Source organism: Shewanella psychromarinicola, from assembly GCF_003855155.1.
In the GTDB taxonomy this organism is placed as follows: domain Bacteria; phylum Pseudomonadota; class Gammaproteobacteria; order Enterobacterales; family Shewanellaceae; genus Shewanella; species Shewanella psychromarinicola.
Map to the genome: position 1 here is coordinate 2,130,542 of NZ_CP034073.1, position 23,554 is coordinate 2,154,095.

General features: G+C 42.1%; 24 protein-coding genes. 12 read left to right on the top strand and 12 right to left on the bottom strand.

The genetic code is table 11. The features are described from left to right. Window positions 1–23 precede the first annotated feature (23 nt). Window positions 24–1,001, bottom strand: a complete 978-nt coding sequence (locus tag EGC80_RS09295; protein WP_124012352.1) for a ketopantoate reductase family protein — start codon at window positions 999–1,001, stop codon at window positions 24–26. Between the two features lie 3 nt (window positions 1,002–1,004). Beyond that, the gene (locus tag EGC80_RS09300; protein WP_101034374.1) at window positions 1,005–1,364 is read right to left on the bottom strand and encodes a VanZ family protein; all 360 of its coding nucleotides are present in this window, start codon (window positions 1,362–1,364) and stop codon (window positions 1,005–1,007) included. A gap of 339 nt (window positions 1,365–1,703) precedes the next feature. On the opposite strand from EGC80_RS09300, the gene EGC80_RS09305 reads away from it, so the two are divergent. The 5 genes from EGC80_RS09305 (at window position 1,704) to rsgA (ending at window position 6,145) form a co-directional block, all read left to right on the top strand. Continuing rightward, the gene (locus EGC80_RS09305) at window positions 1,704–2,189 is read left to right on the top strand and encodes a YajQ family cyclic di-GMP-binding protein (protein ID WP_101034375.1); all 486 of its coding nucleotides are present in this window, start codon (window positions 1,704–1,706) and stop codon (window positions 2,187–2,189) included. Window positions 2,190–3,250: 1,061 nt separating this feature from the next. Next, entirely contained in the window at window positions 3,251–4,072 is an 822-nt protein-coding gene (locus tag EGC80_RS09310; RefSeq protein ID WP_124012351.1) for a GNAT family N-acetyltransferase, read from the top strand. Window positions 4,073–4,176: 104 nt separating this feature from the next. After that, a complete protein-coding gene (locus EGC80_RS09315; RefSeq protein WP_124012350.1) occupies window positions 4,177–5,022 on the top strand; it encodes an AraC family transcriptional regulator in 846 nt (281 codons plus the stop codon). Between the two features lie 76 nt (window positions 5,023–5,098). Continuing rightward, a complete protein-coding gene (locus EGC80_RS22890) occupies window positions 5,099–5,251 on the top strand; it encodes a hypothetical protein (RefSeq protein WP_308199822.1) in 153 nt (50 codons plus the stop codon). A gap of 36 nt (window positions 5,252–5,287) precedes the next feature. Next, complete coding sequence (gene rsgA / locus EGC80_RS09320) at window positions 5,288–6,145, top strand: ribosome small subunit-dependent GTPase A (protein ID WP_308199823.1); 858 nt, start codon at window positions 5,288–5,290, stop codon at window positions 6,143–6,145. On the opposite strand, the gene EGC80_RS22835 is transcribed toward rsgA, so the two are convergent. From EGC80_RS22835 to EGC80_RS09340, 5 genes are all read right to left on the bottom strand, one after another. Further along, a complete protein-coding gene (locus EGC80_RS22835; RefSeq protein WP_267898636.1) occupies window positions 6,142–6,264 on the bottom strand; it encodes a hypothetical protein in 123 nt (40 codons plus the stop codon). The genes rsgA and EGC80_RS22835 overlap by 4 nt on opposite strands. 241 nt (window positions 6,265–6,505) lie before the next feature. Then, window positions 6,506–7,942, bottom strand: a complete 1,437-nt coding sequence (locus tag EGC80_RS09325; RefSeq protein WP_124012349.1) for an AmpG family muropeptide MFS transporter — start codon at window positions 7,940–7,942, stop codon at window positions 6,506–6,508. Window positions 7,943–8,042: 100 nt separating this feature from the next. After that, window positions 8,043–8,375, bottom strand: a complete 333-nt coding sequence (locus EGC80_RS09330; protein ID WP_124012675.1) for a hypothetical protein — start codon at window positions 8,373–8,375, stop codon at window positions 8,043–8,045. Window positions 8,376–8,706: 331 nt separating this feature from the next. Beyond that, window positions 8,707–9,291 (bottom strand): peptidylprolyl isomerase, encoded by a 585-nt coding sequence (locus EGC80_RS09335; protein WP_124012348.1) that lies wholly within the window; start codon window positions 9,289–9,291, stop codon window positions 8,707–8,709. Window positions 9,292–9,348: 57 nt separating this feature from the next. Further along, window positions 9,349–9,915 carry a YajG family lipoprotein gene (locus EGC80_RS09340; RefSeq protein WP_124012347.1) on the bottom strand — a complete coding sequence of 189 codons (567 nt, stop codon included), beginning with the start codon at window positions 9,913–9,915 and terminating at the stop codon, window positions 9,349–9,351. A gap of 230 nt (window positions 9,916–10,145) precedes the next feature. Here EGC80_RS09340 and EGC80_RS09345 point away from each other — a divergent pair, with 230 nt between their 5' ends. Both EGC80_RS09345 and EGC80_RS09350 read left to right on the top strand, forming a co-directional pair. Then, the gene (locus EGC80_RS09345) at window positions 10,146–11,213 is read left to right on the top strand and encodes a DUF2804 domain-containing protein (RefSeq protein ID WP_124012346.1); all 1,068 of its coding nucleotides are present in this window, start codon (window positions 10,146–10,148) and stop codon (window positions 11,211–11,213) included. Between the two features lie 188 nt (window positions 11,214–11,401). Continuing rightward, window positions 11,402–12,289 carry a sterol desaturase family protein gene (locus EGC80_RS09350; protein WP_124012345.1) on the top strand — a complete coding sequence of 296 codons (888 nt, stop codon included), beginning with the start codon at window positions 11,402–11,404 and terminating at the stop codon, window positions 12,287–12,289. Between the two features lie 24 nt (window positions 12,290–12,313). On the opposite strand, the gene EGC80_RS09355 is transcribed toward EGC80_RS09350, so the two are convergent. From EGC80_RS09355 to EGC80_RS09365, 3 genes are all read right to left on the bottom strand, one after another. After that, on the bottom strand, window positions 12,314–13,087 hold the full coding sequence (locus tag EGC80_RS09355; RefSeq protein WP_124012344.1) for a class I SAM-dependent methyltransferase: 774 nt from the start codon (window positions 13,085–13,087) through the stop codon (window positions 12,314–12,316). A 119-nt stretch (window positions 13,088–13,206) separates the two neighbouring features. Next, window positions 13,207–14,148, bottom strand: coding sequence for a sugar kinase (locus EGC80_RS09360; RefSeq protein ID WP_124012343.1), 942 nt, complete (start codon window positions 14,146–14,148; stop codon window positions 13,207–13,209). A 207-nt stretch (window positions 14,149–14,355) separates the two neighbouring features. Next, window positions 14,356–15,540, bottom strand: coding sequence for a methyltransferase (locus EGC80_RS09365; protein WP_124012342.1), 1,185 nt, complete (start codon window positions 15,538–15,540; stop codon window positions 14,356–14,358). Window positions 15,541–15,870: 330 nt separating this feature from the next. Between EGC80_RS09365 and EGC80_RS09370 the strand changes: the two genes are divergently transcribed. Next, a complete protein-coding gene (locus tag EGC80_RS09370; RefSeq protein ID WP_124012674.1) occupies window positions 15,871–16,281 on the top strand; it encodes a hypothetical protein in 411 nt (136 codons plus the stop codon). A 16-nt stretch (window positions 16,282–16,297) separates the two neighbouring features. Here EGC80_RS09370 and EGC80_RS09375 read toward each other — a convergent pair whose 3' ends face one another. Then, a complete protein-coding gene (locus EGC80_RS09375; protein WP_164839443.1) occupies window positions 16,298–16,777 on the bottom strand; it encodes a PulJ/GspJ family protein in 480 nt (159 codons plus the stop codon). A 135-nt stretch (window positions 16,778–16,912) separates the two neighbouring features. Here EGC80_RS09375 and EGC80_RS09380 point away from each other — a divergent pair, with 135 nt between their 5' ends. Beyond that, complete coding sequence (locus tag EGC80_RS09380; RefSeq protein ID WP_164839444.1) at window positions 16,913–18,733, top strand: ABC transporter transmembrane domain-containing protein; 1,821 nt, start codon at window positions 16,913–16,915, stop codon at window positions 18,731–18,733. Window positions 18,734–19,239: 506 nt separating this feature from the next. Here EGC80_RS09380 and EGC80_RS09385 read toward each other — a convergent pair. Beyond that, window positions 19,240–20,838, bottom strand: coding sequence for an AMP-binding protein (locus EGC80_RS09385; protein ID WP_124012340.1), 1,599 nt, complete (start codon window positions 20,836–20,838; stop codon window positions 19,240–19,242). Between the two features lie 280 nt (window positions 20,839–21,118). Between EGC80_RS09385 and tnpA the strand changes: the two genes are divergently transcribed. The 3 genes from tnpA to tnpC all read left to right on the top strand — a co-directional run bounded on the left by tnpA (window position 21,119) and on the right by tnpC (window position 23,358). Beyond that, on the top strand, window positions 21,119–21,421 hold the full coding sequence (tnpA, locus tag EGC80_RS09390; RefSeq protein ID WP_124011565.1) for an IS66 family insertion sequence element accessory protein TnpA: 303 nt from the start codon (window positions 21,119–21,121) through the stop codon (window positions 21,419–21,421). Further along, a complete protein-coding gene (gene tnpB / locus EGC80_RS09395; protein ID WP_124693471.1) occupies window positions 21,418–21,768 on the top strand; it encodes an IS66 family insertion sequence element accessory protein TnpB in 351 nt (116 codons plus the stop codon). Before tnpA ends, tnpB begins: the two co-directional genes overlap by 4 nt. Window positions 21,769–21,852: 84 nt before the next feature. Then, on the top strand, window positions 21,853–23,358 hold the full coding sequence (tnpC, locus tag EGC80_RS09400) for an IS66 family transposase (RefSeq protein WP_124011563.1): 1,506 nt from the start codon (window positions 21,853–21,855) through the stop codon (window positions 23,356–23,358). Window positions 23,359–23,554: the final 196 nt, after the last annotated feature.

Here is a 23,554-nt window from a genome sequence, read left to right on the forward strand (position 1 = left end):
CGAGATTCGTTATCAAGTTGCATTCAAGATTGACTGAGTTGTAAAACCTTGTCGACTAAAGATTGGTTGATGGGTACGTTAAGGTGATCCAACTTAGCTTGCTGGCAAATATAGCCATTAATCTCATTAATTTCAGTTGCCCTATTGTGGGCAATATCCTGATACATCGATGAAAAGTTTGCTGCTGTTAAATCGATTACCTGATAAACCCGTGCGCTGATGGCAGCCTTATCTAACGTGATGCCATCATATTTAGCCACTTGTACTAGCTCATCGATAATGGCGCGGATCTGTGGTTGATATTCTGCTCTGGCTAATTGGCCATTGGCACAATGGTTGAGTGCCGTGAGAGGGTTTATCACCGCATTAATCGCCAGCTTTTGCCATAACACAGGTAACACAGGCTGATGCCATTCAATAGGTTGATTGTCACAGTGTAGATTAGTTAAGCGCGCCTTTAGCTTGGCCGATATAAGCGCTCCACAATAATGCCCGAGTTGTGTCACGCCAAAACCGCTGTGTTTCACCTGCCACTGGCTTAGTTTTAACGCCGCTTGGGATGTCGTGCCTAAGCTTAATCCTTGGCCTTGGTGTTTTGCCAACGCAGCAGCGACAGGCAAGTGCGGGCCTAAACCATTATGCAGTAATACAATATGGCATTGAGGTGACAGTTTCACTAATAAGGGGATAAGCGCTTGCTCTACTTGATAGGCTTTAACACACACGAACAGTAATTCAATTCGTACTAAGCGGTCATCATCAGTTCCCAATATTGCCGCTAATGATTCATGAGTGTGCTGCGTGTGGTCAATAAAACTTAGCGGCTGTTGACGAGTCAACTTATCTCTACCAATAAACACCACATCGTTTGCTTGAACTGCTTGAGTATTAACACTCAGTTTGTGATACATCAGCTGTCCAATCGCACCCGCACCCAATACGGCAATATGCGCAGTATTGTCGGGTGTGGATGACGGTGGCAACCTTGATGTTATTCCCATGGTCTATGCACGATTCGCTTTTAATTTACGGTATTGAGTTATTGAAAAATGCAGTAAGTAAAACAGTGCAATACCGACAAAATCGGCAATTACATCGGCAGCGGATGCACTGCGGTAAGGTAAGCGAGATTGGATCAATTCAATTAACACAGCATAGGTAGCCAAAGAGGTACACAAAATATACCAACGGGGTTTGAAAGCGTAATGCGCAAGATATGCAAGGGCAAAAAAGCTGCCTAAATGGCCTACTTTATCCATATTAGCAAAAGCCTGCGGGTAATTTGGTTTTGAAAAAACAAGATAGCTAGTCACAATGACAGCGACAACTAACGCAAGTTTAAAAATATTTTTATAAGTGATCACGAGCGTAACATCAGCCTTGTGAAACGAGAATATTGCTAATAATAAGAAACCTGTTTTAAATTGTCACTAATTAACCTCTTTGGAAAGTAATAATTGTGTCATCAGGGCTATGTTTACGCTTGAAAATGATAAATGCTAAACCGTTAAACTCAATCACAATGGGTGTTTTAGCCAGATTATCAATGAAAATAGCTTGTTAATGATTTTTTGTTAATTAATCTGGGTTAGTGCTCAATAACTTCGCTAATGGATCTCAGGTTGTACTCTACTATCCTGATAATGACTCCTAGTGTAAAATAGTCGTATATACATTTGTGATGAACCAAAGAGGAAAGCAACATGCCATCTATGGATATTGTGTCGGAAGTTGACGAAGAAGAATTACGTAATGCGGTAGAAAACTCACGCCGTGAAGTGTCTGGTCGATTTGATTTACGGGGCAAAGAAATTGAAATTGAGTTGAAAGACAATGTCGTTACCTTAAAATCAGAAGACGATTTCATTTGTAAGCAGCTAGTCGATATTCTGCGCATTCAGCTCAGTAAACGTAACGTTGATCCATCTTCAATGGAAGTTGACGACAAAGCGGTTCACAGCGGCAAAACCTTCAGTTTAAAAGTGAGCTTTAAACAAGGTATCGAATCACTGATTGCCAAAAAACTAGTCAAAGCCATCAAAGACAGCAAGCTTAAAGTACAAGCTGCCATCCAAGGCGACTCAGTACGGATCACTGGCAAAAAGCGCGATGACCTGCAAGCCGTCATGCGCTTAGCCAAAGAAGCAGAACTCGGCCAACCCTTTCAGTTCGATAACTTCAGAGACTAATCCTGAAGTGATTAATGCTGCACTGACAAGTACTATAGAGATAACAAAGCCGATACGGGAAACCCTGTCGGCTTTTTTGTTGAATTGATTGAATCAATTTCATTAAGTTTATTTAGGATATGGCCTGCGGCCACTAACGTCGTGGCGTGTCGCCCATACCAGACCAAGAGGACATTAACGGCTATTCCCTCCTTAATTTTTATAGCAGAATTGGCCCAGCTGCCCCGCAATATTCCCCCTATTGACTTAAACAACAGATGCGAAAAGGTCGCCATGGGGATTGATCCAGCTTTTAACTTCATTTGAAGCCTGCTTGGGCCTATCTTGCAGTAAAGAGAGAAAATGCTAACGCTTCCGATAGGCAGGATGCCTTATAGCACATGGATGTGCGGGAAAGGCCCAGGCCAACGAAAGCTAGCCTGACGTCCTGTCAGGCTCACGCTATTTTCTTCAACGTCCTCAATGTAATTGAATCCTGTAGGTTTAAGTATGCTTACGCATTCTTTTTGTAAAGGGTCTTCAACGTCCTCAAGTTAAGTGTTGAATCAGCCCTTTTAAAGTCAGTATAACTAACTCATTTCTGCCCGTGCGACGTGAAGTCGTATGAAGAGCTGTTCACTGCTTTGAGTGAACCATAATAGGCCTTAGTGGGGGCTTGAGCCGTATGCAGTGAAAGTTGCATGTACGGCACTTAGGAGAGATGCACCTGGCAACAGGTGTCGATTATCCGACCAAAACAACTTAAAATGATTACTAGTAGTCGTTCGAGCTACTGAGTTTGTGATAGTTACCCTTATATCTGAGACCTTGGAAGTGATGAAAGAAAACGCTATTTTTTTGTGACGCAGCGCAATACCCTCCCTGATACTTGCCTGTCTATGTAATTACGACTTCCACCTTAAATACCCCCTTTGAAGCAAATTAATAACCTAGAAACTGTCGTTTTTATTCAATATTTCATGCGGCGCATCTTCTACTATTTGGGGCACAAAGCGGTACATCATCTCTGATGCAGTTCCTGCTTTAGCATTTTGCCAAATCTTTATTCAGGAGAAACAGCTATGTTAGAAATAAAACCTGTTGAAAAAAAAGAAAAACTAAGTGAACTAAAAAAGCAGTATTTTGCGCAATCGACAGACCCCCTTGACGGGATGTGGCTCTTTGGATTCGTTCCTATTTCAGTACATTTTGGATTTTATGAAGAGGATACATTAGTCGGATACTGCTGCATTAATGGCGAAGGCTATATGCTGCAATTCTATTTGGCTAACGAAGCCAAAACGCAGGGAAAAGAACTTTTTACCTTGATTGTAGAACAGAACAGCTCAGTTATTGGTACTGTTAATGGTGCATTTGTTAGCACAGCGGAACCTCAGTATTTATCACTTTGTTTAGATAACTCATCAGCATTTAAAGTGAATGCGTTAATGTATAAGCAAGTGAATCCTTTGATAACAGGTAATAAAACAGATCTAGAACTGAAACTCGCAGATCAAGATCAACTGACTGATTTTGTTAAGTTTGCCGCAACCAATATTGGTGCGCCGGAGCAATGGTTATCAGGCTACTTTGGTAACCTTATCAAGCGTAAAGAACTATTCGGCTACTGGAAAGAAGGCAAACTGCTAGCGTCTGGTGAGTGCCGTTTGTTTGATGAGCACCAGAAAGGCTTTGCAGATTTAGGTATGATTGTGGCTCAATCTGAGCGAGGTCAAGGGATCGCCACTCAAGTACTCAGTCGTTTGGTTAGCTTAGCTAATGAACGTGGGTTAACCCCTATCTGTTCAACTGAAAGTAGTAATATAGGTGCACAAAAAACGATTGTACGCGCAGGTTTAGCACCTCTAAACCGTATTATCCAAATTGAATTTGACCGAGAATAAGCCAATTCTTTAAGCCTTGTCAGACTTGACCGGGGCTTAGTTTTTAATTACTGAAATCTAGCTTATAGTGATAGGCATATGCTTAAGAATAAAGGGAGGCTGTTATGATCCACTGGCTACAGCCATCAAAATCCGCTGACGTTGCCAAGTATGTTGAATGTTATTGGCTAATTGAAAAAGAGACTGACTCTACCCGTTATCAGTACCCTAAACTCAATCCAGATCCTTGCGCCCATTTGATTATTTCGCCCTCAAAACAGACCTACCAGTATGATTTAAATCCGGGGTTGGCAAGTGGTGAAGGAAGTCATTGGCTCTTTCCACACAAGCAAACCTTTCAATTAGATCATTCCAAGCCTTTTGTTCATCTAGGAATAAAGTTCCATGTAGGAGCATTATATTCACTGGGTCGCTTTTCAGGTAAAGAACCAATGCTCGACAACGTTAAAGCAATCAATCTCTCGGCGCAGTTCGATGATCAACCCCTTAACGAAAACACGTTAATTGAGCTAGCACGACATCAAGCTGATCAGTGCTGTGATCAATTGGATAGTTTGCTCTTACCGTGGCTAGCCAACGCTACCGAAGATCAACACTGCAAGATCACCCAAAAAGCGCTTCATGTATTAGACTCGGCCATAATTTCAGCGTTGGGTAAGCAACTTTTTTGCTCGCAACGCACGTTAGAGAGAAGCTTTCTACGAGTGACGGGATTAACGTTAAAGCAATGCCAGTCAATGAATAAGCTTGAGGCGATGTTGGAGTATCTATATCAACGTGACTCTCAAGAAATCGATTGGGTTGCGGTGGCTTTTAAGTTCGGCTTCAGTGATCAGCCTCATCTGATCCGCCATCTAAAAAAGCAACTAGGTTTAACACCTAAAACCTATGAAAAAGAACGGGGATTGACCATCGATGCTTATGGTGGTGTGAACTCTAGCCCTAAGTGATATTGTCGGAAATGTTCAATCATCACCCACAAGGTTGCTCTATTATGTGCTAAACAATGAGATGTGAGAGCAAAGTATGAGTAATTCAATCCCGACACTTCAACAACTTGGATGGAAACCTTTTTTTCAACAACAACTCAGTTTGGATGAGCTCACCGATTTAACGATGGGTCGAGTTATCGAACAACATCGTGACCGCATTGTGGTTATGTCGGAACAAGGCCAGTAAGACCTAACACTTATCTCTTACGATGAAACAATCTGTGTGGGTGATTGGGTTCTATTTAATGACACTCTGAGAGTGACTAGAAGTCTCGAGCGCCAATCCCTATTCGAACGAAAAGCGCCAGGTTCAAAAGTAACCACTCAGCTAATTGCTGCGAATGTTGATACTGTCATGATTGTGTGTTCTCTCAACCATGACTTTAGCCTTAACAGAATAGAGCGTTATGTAGCCATTGCGCGAGAAGCTATGGTAGAACCTGTGATTCTATTGACGAAAGCAGACCTATGTGAAAATGCAGATGTTAAGCGACATCAAGTTGAAGAACTTGATCCTATGTTGATTGTCTACTCTCTTAATGCTCTGGATGAACAAGATATTCAGCAAGTTAAAAATCACTGTACCAATAGTAAAACTATCGCTTTCTTAGGCTCATCGGGTGTGGGTAAATCCACACTCGTCAATGGCCTGTTAGGCTTTGAATCTCAGCAGATAGCCGGGATAAGGCAAGGCGATAGCAAAGGGCGTCATACTACGACTCATCGAGCCTTGAAAGCATTGCCAATGGGTGGGATGTTAATGGATACCCCCGGAATGCGAGAGCTACAGTTAGGCAGTTGTGAGCAAGGGGTTAGTGAAACATTCGGCGAAATCACAGAACTTGCGCAAAGTTGTCGTTTCTTTGATTGTTCGCATAAGTCAGAGCCCGGGTGCGCTGTTCAGCGTGCTATCAAAGCTGGCCAGCTATCAGAAAGACGTCTGCTCAGTTATCAAAAATTACACCGGGAGCAAGCACTTAATGGCGCGACACTCGCGGAAAAGAGAACTAAAGATAAAGCGTTGGGAAAGCTGATAAACCTTACTCAAAGCGCCTCACAGCGATATAAAAAAGGTTATTAGATCAACTCTTGACTTAACATTGATAAAAACTCATTCGGATCGATTGAAAGACTGATGTGGTATAGCGATACTTGGCCATCTCGCAATACTTGAATTGCGCCATTGATAGTGAATGACATATCTAAGCTACTTCACTCTTTACAATAAGATGGCCCAAAGCAGTCTACAAACGACGTTAAAAGCTGGATCCATTTCCGCCGCGACCTTTTCGCTATTATTGGTGCTTATGAAAATGTTGCCGGAATGGCAAGGGCCAGTCGTTTATAAAAAGTAAAGAGGGGATTGCTGTTGATCCCCTTTTGGCTAGTGCAGGTTGGAGCCTTGCGATGTTAATCCAAACGAAGTTTGGACATTAGACAACTAACGTGGTGGCTTATCCACATCAATCGGCACATCGATCAGCACATCACTCGAACCATCTGATAATGCCGCCTCAGCAGCGACCTGATTTTGCGATCGATTAACCAACACCACTAATATTAATACCGGAAAACCAATCAAACTCGCTGCAACAAAGAAATTGATATAACCAAACGCATCAACATACAAACCCGAAAATCCAGCGATAAACTTAGGAAACAACAACATAATGGATGACAATAATGCATATTGGGTAGCGCTATAACCCGTGCTGGTTAAACTCGATAAATAGGCAATAAACGCCGCCGTCGCAATACCGGCACTAAAATTATCCACCGAAATCGCCAAGGTTAAAAATGGTACGTTATAGCCAATATACGCTTGCCAAGCAAACAGCAGGTTGGTGACCGCGACTAGCAAGGCGCCCAAGAACAGAATTTTCATGGTGCCATAGCGCATGATTAATACCCCACCAAAAGCGGCACCGACTAAGGTCATGATTAAACCATAGACTTTACTGATAAAAGCGATTTCTTCTTTACTAAAACCGATATCGACATAAAACACATTGGCCATAATGCCCATGACAATATCTGAGATGCGATAGCATGAAATTAACAACAGAATCAGAATGGCGCTTTTGCCATGACGTTTAAAAAAGTCAATAAAAGGCAATACGCTGGCACTGTATAGCCAAGCTAATGCTCCGGCGACTTTTGCAGGATACTTGGCCGCAAACTCCGCCCTTAATTGGCGTTCTTTATCGTCAGCGTATTTAGTATCAACTTGAGGTTCTTTACTGCATAGGGTGGTAATAATGCCAATGCCCATTAACATGGCCATAGCAAAGTATGCCGTTTGCCAAGCTTGTAGGTTATAAGCATCATTACCTGGTGATACCCAAGCCGCGATGGTTAACGCGCCAGCAGTAGCAATGATCATCGCGCTGCGATAGCCCACTTGGTATGCAGCGGCTAGCGCTGCTTGCATTTTTTCTGGAGCGGATTCAATCCGAAAAGCGTCGATTACGATGTCTTGAGTGGCAGAGGCGAAGGCTAACAGCAGTGCACATAACGCCAGACGGTCAAGATTAACCACAGGATCGCTAACCGACATGCCGAGAATGGCACCCACTAAACACAGTTGTGCAAATAGCATCCAGCCACGTCGTCGGCCTAAAAAGCGGGTGAATAAGGGGAGCGACATACGGTCGACTAATGGAGACCATGCCCATTTAAAAGCATAAGTCAGCGCTATCCAGCTAAAGTAACCAATCGCGGCTCGATCGATACCCGCTTCACGTAACCAGAAACTGAGGGTCGAAAAAACCAGCATTAAAGGTAAGCCGGCAGAAAAGCCCATCAAGAGTAATATCAATACTCGTTTATGGTAATAAACCGATAATGCTTCACGGGTACGAGACAAAAAAACCGACATAAGACAACTGGATGAAGGAGAATGGCTCTAGCTTATGTTGCAAGGGGCTTAGGTTCAAGCCATTCGAAGAGTTTATTCAATCAGTTTGGATTAATTAACCTTAAGGTCTGATACCAATACAGCTTTGTGGCACATTACCGCCAATATTGATGTAGTCGCAACATTCATTAACCTGCTGGCGTAAATACTGATTGCCTTTAATAGTCCAACCAGACCAATGATCAAAACAATACAATAAGTGCCAAAATACTTTTTCGGTATCGCTAGGTTGCTCGGTTAATTGATTAGAATGGTTTGATATAAATTGCCATTCTTCCAACACATCCCACATATACAGTTGTATTTCTTTGTAATCTAACTGATTGTCTAAAAAAGCTTTGCCGTAATAGGCAAGCTGTGGGGCTTTGGTTTCAATAAAATCATTAGCCGTCATCATAAGTGCGTCCTTGAGTATTTGGAATGCGGTTGCGAATAATTGCGCAGCTAACTGAGTGAGTGAATAAAATAGAGTATAGACGTTAATAACGTTGTTGAAGGTGAAAACCTTAAAAAAAGTGTCATTTTGTCATTCTATAGTGCTATTAGTTGATTTATAAGCTAGTAAAAATATACAGGGTAAGAAGTAATTGCATCATCATATGAGCTAAAGATAGCCTTATTAATGATAATGATGCTGGTATTGGTTAAAGGTGCTCGACGGTAATGCGCGAATAACGATGGTATGCGCGCATTACCGTCGATAGGTATAGACGAATAGCAGGAGATTAGCGAGGCAGTAAGGTGGCCTTTTTTAGCATAACAGTATTTACCGGAAAATCGGGCCAGTTTAGCGTAGTGTTATTTTCAGTCGGTACCAATGAAATAGCTTCTAATACCTCCATTCCTTGAGTCACTTCACCAAAAACAGTATAGCCCCAGCGACGTTTAGACGGGTCTAATTTGGTATTGTCAGCCAGATTGAAGTAAAACTGCCGTGTTGCTGAATGGGGGTTGTTATCTCGAGCCATTGCAATTGAACCAAGAGAATTTGATAAACCATTGCCAGATTCATTCACTACGGGATCGTGTGAAGGGCGTTCTTCTAGTTTAGTGGTTAACCCACCGCCTTGAACCACAAATTCGGCAATGACACGATGAAAAATCGTATTATCATATTCGCCTGTAACCACATAGGTTAAAAAGTTATCCACGGTAAGCGGTGCACGGGTGCGATCTAACTCAACCACAATTTTTCCCATTGAGGTGTCAAACTCAACTTGCGGATATAAGGTGTTTTTTTGAATATCAACCGCGGCATGGGTGTGTAAACTGGTTAATAGCAATAGACATGTGGCTAGCCATTTCAACATAATCTTCAGTCCTTTTATTGACATCTTTGATGCCAATACGTGATGGCGCGAGTTGGGTTAACGTTGAATAAACTGGTGTAATTCTTCATCGTTAAGTATTTCAGTGGTAAGTTTATCAACTAGTTTGGTGATATCTAATTCAAGCGTTGCAAAATCAGGGCTTAACGGGCCTTTTAAATAACCGTTAGCATTATACGATTTAGTGAATTCTTGCTGTGAATTTTTAGCCAATACGTTGATCACTAAGCGTGTTTTTGATTCAAAACTGAACGTGGTATCAGTGACATCAGCCAACAAATAATTTAGCTGAAACTGCACTGAATTGCGTGCGGCAGGATCTATGACATAACCCGCTTTTTTTATCCCATCACGGAACAGCTTTTCCAGTTGTTGACGGATCGGCTCACTGGCGCTCACCAATCTAGGCGCTTTGCCTTCTTCATTAAAACGCACCACAAAGCTTGCTTCGCGAGTGTCGATGGTGTCTACCATCACAGGGAAATCCGCTTCAGTTTGTAACTGGATCCGACCCAGAGTGGGATTAAGACCAACATGAGTCGGTTCATGACTGGCGCAAGCTGTTAACAATAATGTAGGCAGTAAAATAGTGATTAATAACTTCATGAGACAACAATAACGAGCAATAGGTAGATAAATCATACCAGAATTTGTCTGGGTTTCCAGTATCGCTAGGGTTATGTTGTTATTAAAGATAACTCAAGTTATGTGCGTCACTATGCATACCGGTGTAACTAATAATCAATATTCCGTTTGCCCCCCCTTTTTACTGAGAGACACGGCATCAATGTTACTCGGTTGTTGACATTAATGACTGATCAATTCAGGTTAGTGTTATGCAACTTAAGTCAGATAAACAATGTGATGTAGGTAATGTAATGCAACATAAACAACCACAATTGGCTCCAGATAAATTGATCAATACTAATGGCCAGCCAGTATTTGGCCTATTTGATGGGATTGTTGATTCACTCAATGTTAATCAATTTGTTTATTCGACGGTAATGGACAAACCCGCATCGACATTGGCTAAGCATTTCGATTTTAAGCAGTTCCAGTTTGTTAACATTATTACCCCTCATTATATTATTGCTGTTGCGATTGCCGATATTCGCTATGTCGCCAATGGTTTTTGTTACCTTTATGACATTAACACCAACAAGCTTACTCAAACGCAATGGTTAACCCCGCTAGGGCTTGGGTGCCAGTTAAGTGATTCTCCAAAACGTGGGCGCGCCGAGATTGGCCGTAAACAAAAAGGTATTGTTATTGATATTGTCGACGGACAATGGCAAGTCGAGATTAATCTTGCAGACATACAAGCCAATTTACGTATTCAACCTGCGCCATTGAGTTTACCCATCAGCTTGTGTACTCCAACAGGTTATAACGGCTGGACCTATACTCAAAAGCATAATGGCTTAGCCGTAACGGGGCAATTAACCATTCATCATGAACCGCAGCCTTTACAATATGCGCTGGCGGGTTATGATTTTTCGGCCGGATTTATGCGCCGTGAAACCAGTTGGCGTTGGGCTTCAATCAATGCCCAAACTGAAGACGGTGTTATTGGGTTGAATTTGGCGGCTGGGGTTAACGAAACCGGTCAGACCGAAAATGTCATGTGGGTAAATGGCGAGCGTCACTTGTTGGGCTGCGCGCAGTTTGATTTTAATCGACACTCACAACAAGATTTGTGGCATATCACCACCAATGATGGTCAAGTTGATTTGTATTTTAGGTCGTTAAATCAACGTAGCGAAAAGCTGAATTTAATCTGGTTAAAAAACAATTTTAGACAATACATTGGTTATTTTAGCGGGATGATTGGCGATAATAATGGCAAACAATATCGCTTAAAAAACCAGCTAGGCTTAACAGAAGATCATTTTGCCAAATGGTGATGACGACTAACGGTGTCGACTAGATAAGTGATTTTTTAGTCTATGGTCTATGGCCTATTAAAAACGGATTATTAAAAGCGGTTTACTAAAATGGGTTGTGCCGGAAGAGCGATTTGATTAGGAATGCGAAGTAGCGAAGCGTTATTACAAACGTTGTTAAAATAATAATAAATAGAAATGGATAACATATGGACATGGATTTACTGATAGCTCACCCAGAGTGGTTATTACTGGTGTTAGCGCCGATTTTTTTCGGCTGCATTTTATTGGAGTGGTGGTTTGGTGTTCGCGCCCAGCGATTGCCGAGTAATGCTCAATATCGCCCCGGCGAAGTGTTGTGTAATTTTGTATTGGCAGGCATGCATCAAGTGGCGGATATTATCGCGGGCTTATTGATTGCGAAGATCTATTTACACTTTTTTGGCTGGCGCTTATTTGATATCGAAATGACATTATTCACTTTTGGTTTATTGCTTATTGCTCAAGACTTTTGTTATTACTGGTTTCATCGCGCTAGCCATCGTATTCGTTGGATGTGGGCGGCACATGTGGTGCATCACAGCTCTGAAAATATGAATTTCACTACTGCATTTAGACAAAGCTTAATGTATCCACTGGCGGGAATGTGGCTGTTTTGGTTACCGTTAGTGGTGATTGGCTTTGATCCTAATTGGGTGGTGTTTGCGGTGTTACTTAATCTTGGATTGCAGTTTTTTGTTCACACCCAAGCGATTAAGTCGTTAGGGCCGCTAGAGTTGATTTTTAATACGCCGTCCCATCATCGTGTTCATCATGGGCGTAACCCGCAATATATCGACAAAAATTATGCCGGGGTGCTGATTATATGGGACAAAATTTTTGGTACGTTCGAGCCTGAGATTGAAACCGTGGTATACGGTATTACTAAACCGGTAAACAGTTTTAACCCGATAGTGGTGACATTTAGTGAATGGCGCGAGATGTGGCGTGATGTCACCCAAGCGCAATTATCTCTAGGGCAGCGGTTACGAATATTATTTGCACCGCCCGCAACCCATCAACAGCCCCCCCCAAGAACGAATACCACTTTAAGCTAACCTAAAGCGGCGACGCGTTTACTTTTATACTACTTTTATTGCCTTGATAGAGTAAATAAGTGGCATGAGGTGGCCTTGATGTTTTAGCTGGTAACCTTTACCTGCCACAAACTCCAAACCTTCGACGCAGTTGTAGGGACTGTAAGGATGCTCGTTAAACGCTTCGATACTGAGTCCCGCATTAATGAGTGCGCTAATGACTTCGCTTATCGGATGCGGCCAAGTGACTACCGTTTCAATTTGGTCGTTGTGGTTTTCGGTGTAGGTGACTTCATCTTCGATATCCGGTTGTGTCTGGGGAAAGTATCCATAACCACACAACACATCATTAAAAGGGTGGAACTCAACCAAATGAAATTCACCGCCTGGACGTAATGCGCCAGCAATGGTTTGCGCCCAGCGGGTTAAGTCTGGTAACCAAGATAACACTCCGTATGAGGTGAACACGATATCGTATTGCTTGATATTGTTTTCACCAAATTGATAGATGTCCTGGTTAATGAATCTTGCCGATAATTGCAATTGGGCCGCTAGTTGCTTAGCCTTTACTATCGACTCGCAGGATAAGTCTACGCCAGTGACATTGGCGCCAAGTCTTGCCCACGATAAGCTGTCTTGGCCAAAGTGACATTGTAGATGCAACAGGCTTTTGTGGTGTACATCGCCGACCTGTTCAAGTTCAATGGGGTTTAATGATGACTTACCTTGGATAAATGCGTCTAAGTCGTAAAATGTTGAGTCGAGGTGGATTTGAGTTCGCTGGTTCCATGCGTGTTTATTGATGGCTAAATAGTCCATTTTCAATGTCTTCTTATTGCTTTTATAGGGTAAATTGTCCAAATGACTCAATAATATTACTTGGTTTGAAGCTAAAACACGAATGACTCAATAAGCGACAAAAGATGACTCTTTAGCTGTTATTGCATGATTAATTTTTGACGTTCAATAAATTGATGAAACTCAATTTTAGGTGCAATGGCGCCTTTATGCTGAATCACAAATCCCGCTGCTTGGGAGGCTAATTTAATGGCGGCGCTGATATCAACGCCAGTTAAGCGCGCGCCTAAATACACCCCGTTGAACGAGTCGCCCGCTGATGTGGTGTCGATAACGTTTTTTACTGGTGTAATCGAAAAATGCTGTTGCTGGTCATTAATCACATAGTGAATGCTGTTTTTACCGCTTTTAACCACCAGTTCGTTAATGGCGTAAGGCTGGCAGAACGCAATGATGTCTTCAACAGAATGAATACCGTAAAGTTGATTAAAGTCATCAACACCTGGCAGTACGACATCGGCCACACTAAACGCAATATCAAACTGTGCCTTTGCTTGGTCTGGACTGTGCCACATTCTTGCGCGGTAGTTAGGGTCAAACACAATACTGACACCCGCTTGCTTACATTGTTTAATCAGTAACCAAAATGCTTCGCGATCTTCTTCTTTAATAACCGCTAAAGAAATGCCTGAAAAAAACACCATATCCGCCTGAGAGATTTTACTGATGGCTGCTTCGTCAATAAATTGCATCATTTGCCGTGCTGCTGAGTCGCTGCGCCAATAAGTAAAGCTGCGCTCGCCATTACTGTCAGTTTGTATTGCATACAGGCCGGCAATTTTGTCAGTGCTTTTAAAGACCATATCGGTATTAATTTTTTCATCTTCAAAGCGTTGCAACATGGCCTGGCTAAAACTGTCTTGGCCAATGGCTGTGACTAGGTGCGTGCTAATATCGCTAAAGGTGCGCTTAAGGTAAACCCCAGTGTTATACACATCACCAGCAAAAGATTGCTGTAAGCTGGTGGCCGTTACACGTTGTAATTCGACCATACACTCACCAAATAAAAAAATACTTTTCACGGTTATAACTTCCTTTTTAACGTAAAAATAACGCTTACATTTTTTTAAAGACGACTTTGTATTGGTTAATTTGCGTATTAGGTTAAGTTGGAAATGCTTTAGTGGACATTCGCTCTAAGGTCTGCAAAAGTCATTCGTAGACCGGGTTGGCGCTTTATCCACTCTTGGTCAAGCGACTGAAGGGCTCACTGTCAGTCGTTAATGGGGTTATTTCGTGGCTTGTAAAATTACAAACTTACCATTGGATGCAACCGTGGTGCAGTTTTTAAAAATGCGGTTTATTTTAACGTGATAGGCCAAGTGCCGATTGCCGACGATATGTAATAAGCCACCTTTCTTTAAACGCTTATGGGCGTCAACAAACATTTGCCAAGCGATATGGTCGGTGATGGCTTCACCTTGATGAAACGGTGGATTGCATATCACTAAGTCTGGCTCAACACCTGCGGGCAAGTTGCTCAGGCAATCGTCCCAATGGAAAAAGGCTTGAGGCGCCGCTGGGTTTTGACCATCTGGGTTTTGGGCCTGAGCGTTTGTGGTGTGAGTCTCTAAAGCGTTAGCTTGCCAATTATGCTTGGCCGAGGCTATAGCCATATCAGAATCATCCACAAAGTGAATATGCGCATCGGGATAACATTGCTTTGCGTGTAATCCTAAAATGCCGTTACCGCAGCCTAAGTCTATAATGTGGTTGAATTCACCTTTGGGCATGTTGTCGAGCATAATCCTTGCGCCGATATCGAGTTTATTGGCAGCAAATACATTAGCAAGATTACTCATAGTGAGTTTGAGCTCATCGACATTCCAACTCACCGCTTTTGCTAATGGGCGTTGTTTGCCATCGCTAATACAGCTGATAACCCGTGTGTTTTTCCACGCTAAACTGGCTGAGGCTGGGCCAAGGTTTTTTTCAATACTGGCCAGCAATGCTGGATTAATTGACTTAGCTTTAGCCCCAATCAGGACTTTGGTTCCTGCAGGTAGCACTGTGGATAAACGGGCAAGTTGCTGGCCAAAGTAGTGTAGATTTTTCGGCAACTTCATCAGCACTAACTGAATATTTTGCGGCAATGTATCGCGGCTATTTAACCAATGTATGTCGCTAGGTGCCAGTTTGTTGTGTAATAAATTTTGCTGACAGCCCAGTAAACTGGTTTTTGCATCCGTTTCGACAAGCAATGAACTGTTTGGGTTTTGGGTTGCTAAGGCACACGTTAGCGCCCCAAAGTTATCATTAAGAATGGCGGTAGTGGTTGCTGTTATTTCGGCGTCGATTAAATATTTGATTAGGTGTTCATCAGCGGCATCCCATGCTTGTAAGTTTGATGCTTGTTGGCTTGGATAACGAAAAAGCTCAAGCTCTATACCTGAACAAGCAAATTGGGTTGTCATAACTGTGTTACCTAATAAAAGAATATCGATAAAATAGCCAGATATTATCTCAGATAACACCTAGCAGCGCGAGGCTTAGGCTTAAACAAGTTAATAAGGACAATTAGCCTAGTGCCGCGATTCTATCGGTTATCTGTCTTTCCTCCTGGAATAGCTATTTTTACACTCCATGTTGAATTTTTAATATAAACAAGGTGATATAAATATTTTGCTTTGATGGTAAATCATTATTCGGTAAAAAGACTCATGCAACAGAGATAATTGCTATTAACGGTACGGTTGAGTAATATCAATATATTGCCGTAAAATAATGGTTTTCAAGGAATAATGATGAAAGGTGCTGGTGGAACATCTGGTGGAATGGGTCAGTTCTTTATTGGGTTAGTGATGATCTGTGGTGGCTTTTATATGTTGTTAAATGCTATCAAAGTAACCAGCTCATTTGGTTTTAGCAGCCATTTATATCAGCTGGGCGGCTTTGGATTTACCAGTGGCATGGTGATGATACCCTTTATGTTTGGCGTGGGAATTATGTTTTATAACGCTAAAAATATTCTCGGGTGGTTGCTGACATTTGGTTCGTTAGTGGCGTTGATTTTTGGGGTAATAAGCTCGATTCATTTTCGTTTTTCTTACATGAGCGCGTTTGATTTAATCGTTATTTTGGTGCTCAGCGTGGGTGGTTTAGGCTTGTTTTTACGCTCTTTGAAAGCGATTGAAAAGCGTTATCCTGAATCTTAATGGCATTTTTGGGCTGTTAACAGCCGCTGGTTTGAACATTAATAATAGGGCGTTCCGTGGTTGATGTTGCTTGCCTATAACGTAAATAACACGCCGCTTTGCCAGCGTCCTCAGTGATCACTCCATGCCAGTATATCCATGCTCCAGGAAACACACTTTCGCGTTTGTTCCAATCATTTTCAGGTAGATTCATTAATAATGGTATACCCGCAGCGGTACCATCTGGGTAACCATAGGCCAACTTAATATCGACACCATCAATATTCAGCGTAGTTATCGCAAGCCTCTCGACGCCAGCAATAGCGGCTTTTGAATAGGTTAATGTTGCAGCTGACTGCATGGCTGTTTCCATTCCATCCATAGTCGACACTATTGCGTCAGTGCGTAAATCAATAAATTTACTTTGCGCGACAACGGCCAATAAGGCCAAAATAATCATAACAACAACCAACTCTATTAATGTAAAGCCGTGTGATTGTCTTATATTATTTCTCATGCTATTTTTCATCTTATTTTTTAGTGATACTAGCATCATTTTTTCGGCGGTCGTAATCCTGCTGTGTCGGCCCTTATTGTTAAGGCATCTACAATGTGGTGTTTTGTTGGTATTATCAGAATATCTTAGTTATATATGCTGGTTAATACTGTGACGAATCCAACGACTATTTCAACTGAGTCCCCATCTTCTGCTAAACCTCCTTTACGGCATTCTGTTTTACCTTGGATTTTACAATTTCTGTCTCCTTATCGTATGAAGGTAGTGGCGGCGATTGTATTTCTGTTTATTGGATCGCTGGCATGGCTATCGCTTGGGCAAGGTGTTCGGTTAATGGTCGATGAAGGCTTTATTGCTGATAATGCTGGGCGCTTGAATGAAATTATGTTGTTTATAGTTGCTATTACCGCGATCAGTGGCACTGCGGTTTTCTGCCGGTTTTATATCATGACTTGGCTTGGCGAGCGGGTCAGTGCTGATATTCGGTTACAGGTATACAATCATTTATTATTGTTATCACCTGCTTTTTTTGCGACTCAGCGAACGGGGGAGGTGATTTCACGATTTACCGCAGACAGCACTTTATTACAAAGCGTTGTTGGGTCCAGTTTATCTATGGCGCTGCGTTCAAGTGTGACTGTGGTTGGTGGCATCGTTATGATGGCTTTTACCAGTGTTAAATTGACGGCATTAGTGTTGTTAGCGGTGCCTTTGGTATTAGGGCCAGTCAGTTTTTTTGGACGGAAAGTGAGAACCTTGTCGCGAAAAAGCCAAGATAGGGTCGGCGATCTTGGTGCGTATATCGATGAGACATTACATGAAATTCATACCGTGCAAGCGTATACCCACGAAGCTAAAGACCGCCAACTCTTTGCCGACCGAGTTGAGGCGGTAATGGATGTGGCTAAAGGCAGGATCAAATATCGCGCACTACTGATTTCAACTGTGATGTTTTTAAGCATTGTGGCGATAGCTTTTGTGACTTGGATTGGGGCACAAGATGTTATGTCTGGCAGTATCACCGGTGGTGAGCTGTCTGCGTTTATGTTTTATGCCGTTATGGTTGCAGGCTCGGTGGCGACCATCAGTGAAGTGTTTAGCGAGATCCAACGCGCCTCTGGCGCAGCAGAGCGGTTAGTTGAGTTAGTTAATACGCCTATTGATATACCTGAGCAAGTTACACCGAATCAATTAGTCGTGCCTGTTAATGGTTTGCTTAGTTTTGATAAGGTGAGCTTTGCTTATCCGTCTGATCTGGGACAAGACGTGATCCGCCAGTTGTCGATAACGATTGCTCCAGGTGAAAGAGTGGCGTTAGTAGGGCCTAGCGGAGCAGGGAAGAGCACCATATTTGAATTAATGATGCGTTTTTATCAGCCTAAACAAGGGCGAATTTTATTAGATGGTATTGATATTTCGACTCTGACATTGGCTGACTTACGCCAACAGTATGCGCTTGTGCCGCAAGAGTCGGTGATTTTTGCCATGAATGTCCTCGACAATGTGCGTTATGGTCGCTTAGATGCCAGTGATGAAGAGGTTAAGCAGGCCTGTATTGCCGCTAAAGCGGATGAGTTTATTAGCGAGTTTACTGAAGGCTATTGGACCTACTTAGGTGAACGTGGAGTCCGTTTGTCTGGCGGGCAAAAGCAACGTATTGCTATTGCAAGAGCTATTCTTGCTGACAGACCAATATTACTGCTTGATGAAGCGACGAGTGCGTTAGATGCCATAAGCGAAATCAAAGTAAAGCAGGCGCTTGATTCACTTATGGCCAAACGGACTACGGTGATTATTGCCCATCGTTTGGCGACCGTGATCAATGCAGACCGAATTTTTGTGATAGATAAAGGGCTATTCGTTGCCAGCGGCACCCACAACGAATTAATGGCGAGCAATGAGCTATATCGTGAATTTGCCAGTTTACAGTTATTGATGGATAACGAGTTGTCATAATCGTTATCGCTTTAAGGTATGAGCTTGTGTGTGGCGAATAAAAAAGATGCCTAGGCATCTTTTTTATTCAAATTGATTAACCGTGTTAAATGACGTTAATCACAGTTCGTTAATCACAGTTCGATAATCACAGTTCGATAATCACAGTTCGATAATCACAGTTCGATAATCACAGTTCGATAATCACAGTTCGATAATCACAGTTCGATAATCACAGTTCGATAATCACAGTTCGATAATCACAGTTCGATAATCACAGTTCGATAATCACAGTTCGATAATCACAGTTCGATAATCACAGTTCGATAATCACAGTTCGATAATCACAGTTCGATAATCACAGTTAGATAATCACAGTTAGATAATCACAGTTAGATAATCGCACTTGATAACGACAGCTTGATGAGTGCTTATTATCCTGAGTTGAGGTGAGTGACCTGACGTTTTACCAACATAACGCTCTACTTACTCGCGCTCTACTTACTCGCTCTCTACTTACTTGCTCTCTATTTACGGAGCTCCCGACGCAAAATTTTGCCAACTGCACTTTTTGGTAATTGTTCTGTAAACTCAATAATTCGTGGCACTTTATATGCAGTCAGTTGGCTGCGACAATAATCTTTAATGATTTGTTTTGTCTCATCAATATTCGTCGATTGTTGTTTTAGAACAATCACGGCTTTTACTGCTTCACCAGAACGTTCATCTTCAACCCCCACCACGGCACATTCGAGCACTAACTCATGGGTTGATAGCACATCTTCGATTTCATTAGGATAAACGTTAAAGCCAGAGACAATAATCATATCCTTTTTCCGATCGACAATGGTGTGATAACCATCTTCACTCTCAACCCCAATATCGCCAGTCTTAAAAAAGCCGTCTTTGGTCATGACGTTAGCGGTTTCTTCTGGCTTATTCCAATACCCTAGCATCACTTGCGGGCCACGCACGGCAAGTTCGCCAGCTTGTCCGACAGCGACCTCATTATCATCTATATCCAGTACTCGAACTTCAGTCCCTAATACTGGTTTACCAATAGTGCCAAGGCGTTGATATCCAGGGGCATTAATGCTGACTACCGGAGATGTTTCAGACAAACCATAGCCTTCTGAAATCATACAACCTGTGGTTTGCTGCCATAAATTAGCCGCTGCACTGGTTAATGCCGTACCACCAGAAATGGTTATTTTCATTTTACTGAAATCTAAGGCTTTAAATTCTGGTTGATGGCATAGACCGACAAATAATGTGTTTAAGCCAGCAAACCCGGTAAATGGATAGGCTTTCATGGTATTGATTAGCCCAGCAATATCACGAGGGTTTGGAATTAATACTGAGCAACCACCGGACTCAAAATACAACACTAAATTAACCATAAAAGCATAGATATGATAAATCGGTAATGGTGCGACAAATACATCATGTCCTTCGGTCATGGTGCTGGCAATTCGTGACTTTACTTGGCCAGAATTGGCTAAAAGGTTGCCATGATTGAGCATGGCGCCTTTGGATAAACCCGTTGTTCCACCTGTGTATTGCAATGCAATTAAGTCATCGTGGGTTGGTTTTACGGGGTGGTATTGATGTTGGGCTCCTTCCGCTAACACGGCGATAAAGGTGACTTTATCGAATAACGTATCTGGCTGTTGTTGTGGCTGAATAAGATCCATTGCGTGGGTTGAAATAACCAACTCTACTGCTGTTTTGCTGATGACGTTGGGTAAGGTTGGCAGTAAATCAGATAACACCACTAAGGCTTTTGCACCTGAGTCGTTAAATTGATGAATAAGTTCGCGCTCGGTGTACATAGGGTTGGTATTGACTAACACCATTCCCGCACGAATCGCGCCATAAGCTGCGATAACAAACTGAGTAATATTAGGCAGCTGGATTGCGACTCTGTCGCCTGGTTGCAAAGAGGTGCAATGCTGTAAATAACTGGCAAAATGGCGAGAATTTCGTTCTATTTCAGCAAACGTAGTGTCTTTTCCAAGACAGGCATATGCCGTGTTATCTGCATACTTGTCGCAAGCTTTTTCGATTAAATCAACTATGGATGTGTATTGGTGTAAATCAAGTATTGAATCTGCATCATATGCCATACATACCACCTTAGATATTTTTGGTTATTATTTTTGATTATTAGTAACAAGTATAAATCAAACGTCCGTTTAGATTATTTTACTAAGCTACACGGGTCAATATTAATTGGCAAAGATTGACTGAAATTGAATCGGAATTAGATGATTCACTTTAGATGTTTTTATTTAAAACTCTCGTTATAAAAAACACGGTTTTAAAGTAAGCGCTCAATTAACCGCACATACCAATAACCTTCAAATGTGACATGATTATTTCCTAACTAAATCTAGGAAAACAATCATGTCAAAAAACGATAAAATACAATACTGGCAACGCATTTTTCAGCAGCAAACTGAAAGTAAATTAACCAAAGCTGAATTTTGTAAAACCAATGACTTAACCCTATCTACATTTTATGCGTGGACTAAAAAACTTAACCCGCATTCGTCATCAACTAAGCAAAAAGTGGTGCCGCTGATTTTTCCTGAAATTAAACCTGACCAGCCACTCACGCTGGCATTGCCCAACGGCTATCTGTTTTCTTTTCCAGCCTCATTAGCGCCAAGCAAATTACAACAATTTTTACGCGTGCTATCAGCATGACACCACATAAGCAGATCTATCTTGTTACCGGCCATACCGACATGCGTAAAGCCATTGATGGCTTATCTTTAATCGTCAGTGATGTATTGGAAATGGATCCGTTGAATCAAGCCTGGTTTATTTTTTGTAATCGCGACCGGGACAAAATTAAGATTTTATTTTGGGATACTAATGGTTTTTGGCTTTACTATCGGCGGCTAGAAAAAGGTCGCTTTAAGTGGCCTGGCGCTAACGACGAACAAGACGCGCTGACAATCAACCAGCATCAGCTAAATTGGTTACTATCAGGCTTATCGTTAGAAGTATCCCATGGGCATAAACCCTTAAATGGCCTGACAGTGAGGTGATCATCACTGGATCGCTAAATAGCGGTTGCATGATCAAATACAGCAGGCAAACTAGCGCTATCTATTGGTCTTGAACGCTAATTAATGACAACTGAACAGCCTGATAATATTGAACAACTAAAAAAAATGCTGGCAATGTTGCAGCATGAAAATCAGGTGCTCAATGCTAAAAATAAAGACTTGGAAAACCGCCTTAATATCGCTTTGGAACAATTGCAACTCAACCGCAATAAGCAGTTTGGTCAACGCAGTGAGAAAATGCCGAAAGGCACATTCAATGAAGCTGAGCAGGATCAATCCACAAATAAAAATGAAAATAAACAACAAGGTAAAACGGGTCGAAAACGATTACCTGAGCACCTTGAACGTGAAGAAAGATCTTATACTCTTGACAGCCCTATGTGCGATTGCTGTGGTCATGTGATGCGTGAATGCGGTGTGCAAGAAAGCGAACAAGTCAACATTATTCCAGAGAAGATCAGCGTCATTAAGCACAGGCAAACCAAGTATGCTTGCCGTGAATGTGAAACAACATCAACCAGTACCTCTGTCATTACCGCGCCTAAGCCTGCACAGCCGATCCCCCAGAGTATCGCCAGCCCTGAAGCGCTTGCGGCTGTGGTGACCGCCAAATACTGTGATGCCCTACCGCTTTATCGGTTAACCGACATATTTGCCCGTGGCGGTTTAAATATTAGCCGCGCTACACTGGCCAATTGGTGCATAGCCAGTGCCGAATTAGTTAGGCCGTTAATTGCTGCGATGAAAGCTAATCTACTCGCTCAATCAACGCTGTGCGCAGATGAAACAACGGTGCAAGTATTGGATGAACCAGATAGAAAAGCAGCAACTAAATCCTATATGTGGGTCTATCGCAGCAATGAATTTAGCGATAACCCTGTTGTTATTTATGATTATCAACCGAGTCGTGCACGCAGTTGCCCAGAAGCATTTCTAGCAGATTATGCCGGATATTTACAATGTGATGGTTACAGTGTTTACGACAATATAGAAGGAATAATGCCAGTCGGGTGCTGGGCACACGCCAGACGCAAATTCCACGATGCCTTAGCGGTGCAACCGAAGAAAACCGGCAAAGCAACAGTCGGTATCAATTATATTCAAAAACTGTATGCAATAGAAAAGCGGGCAAAAACATTACCGCCCGATAAGCGAAAATCACTCCGGCAGGAAAAGGCTGAGCCAATCTTAACATCGTTGCATGAATGGTTAGAAAAAAGCGAGAAAACAGTCCTGCCCAAAAGTAAAATTGGGGTAGCAATCAAGTACACATTGAATCAGTGGGAAAAACTGAGGCGTTACCTTGAATCAGGTGAATTAGGCATTGATAATAATGTCACTGAACGCGATATCAGGCCGTTTACGACGGGGCGGAAAAACTGGATGTTCTGCCAATCGGTAAATGGTGCAAAAGCCAGTGCTGCACTTTATAGCTTGGTGATGACTTGCCGTGCCAACGATATTAACCCGTACTTTTACTTCCAAAAACTTTTCACGGAACTGCCACAACGGGATAAATTTGCTGATTTAAGTGATTTATTACCTTGGCATGCCGATCTAAAAGCTTGATGATATCGGGCTCCACCGCTTAATTGACCGCTTACGTTTTAAACGTAAAATTATGGTTACAGTTGAGTTTTATGGAGATTGTGTTGTAAAAGTTTACTTATTGAAAATAATTTTTTGTGTGATCTATGTCACTAAAAATCAACTGCTTAGGTTATGTTTTTGTTAACACCTATTTAGCATATGCTTATTTATCCAA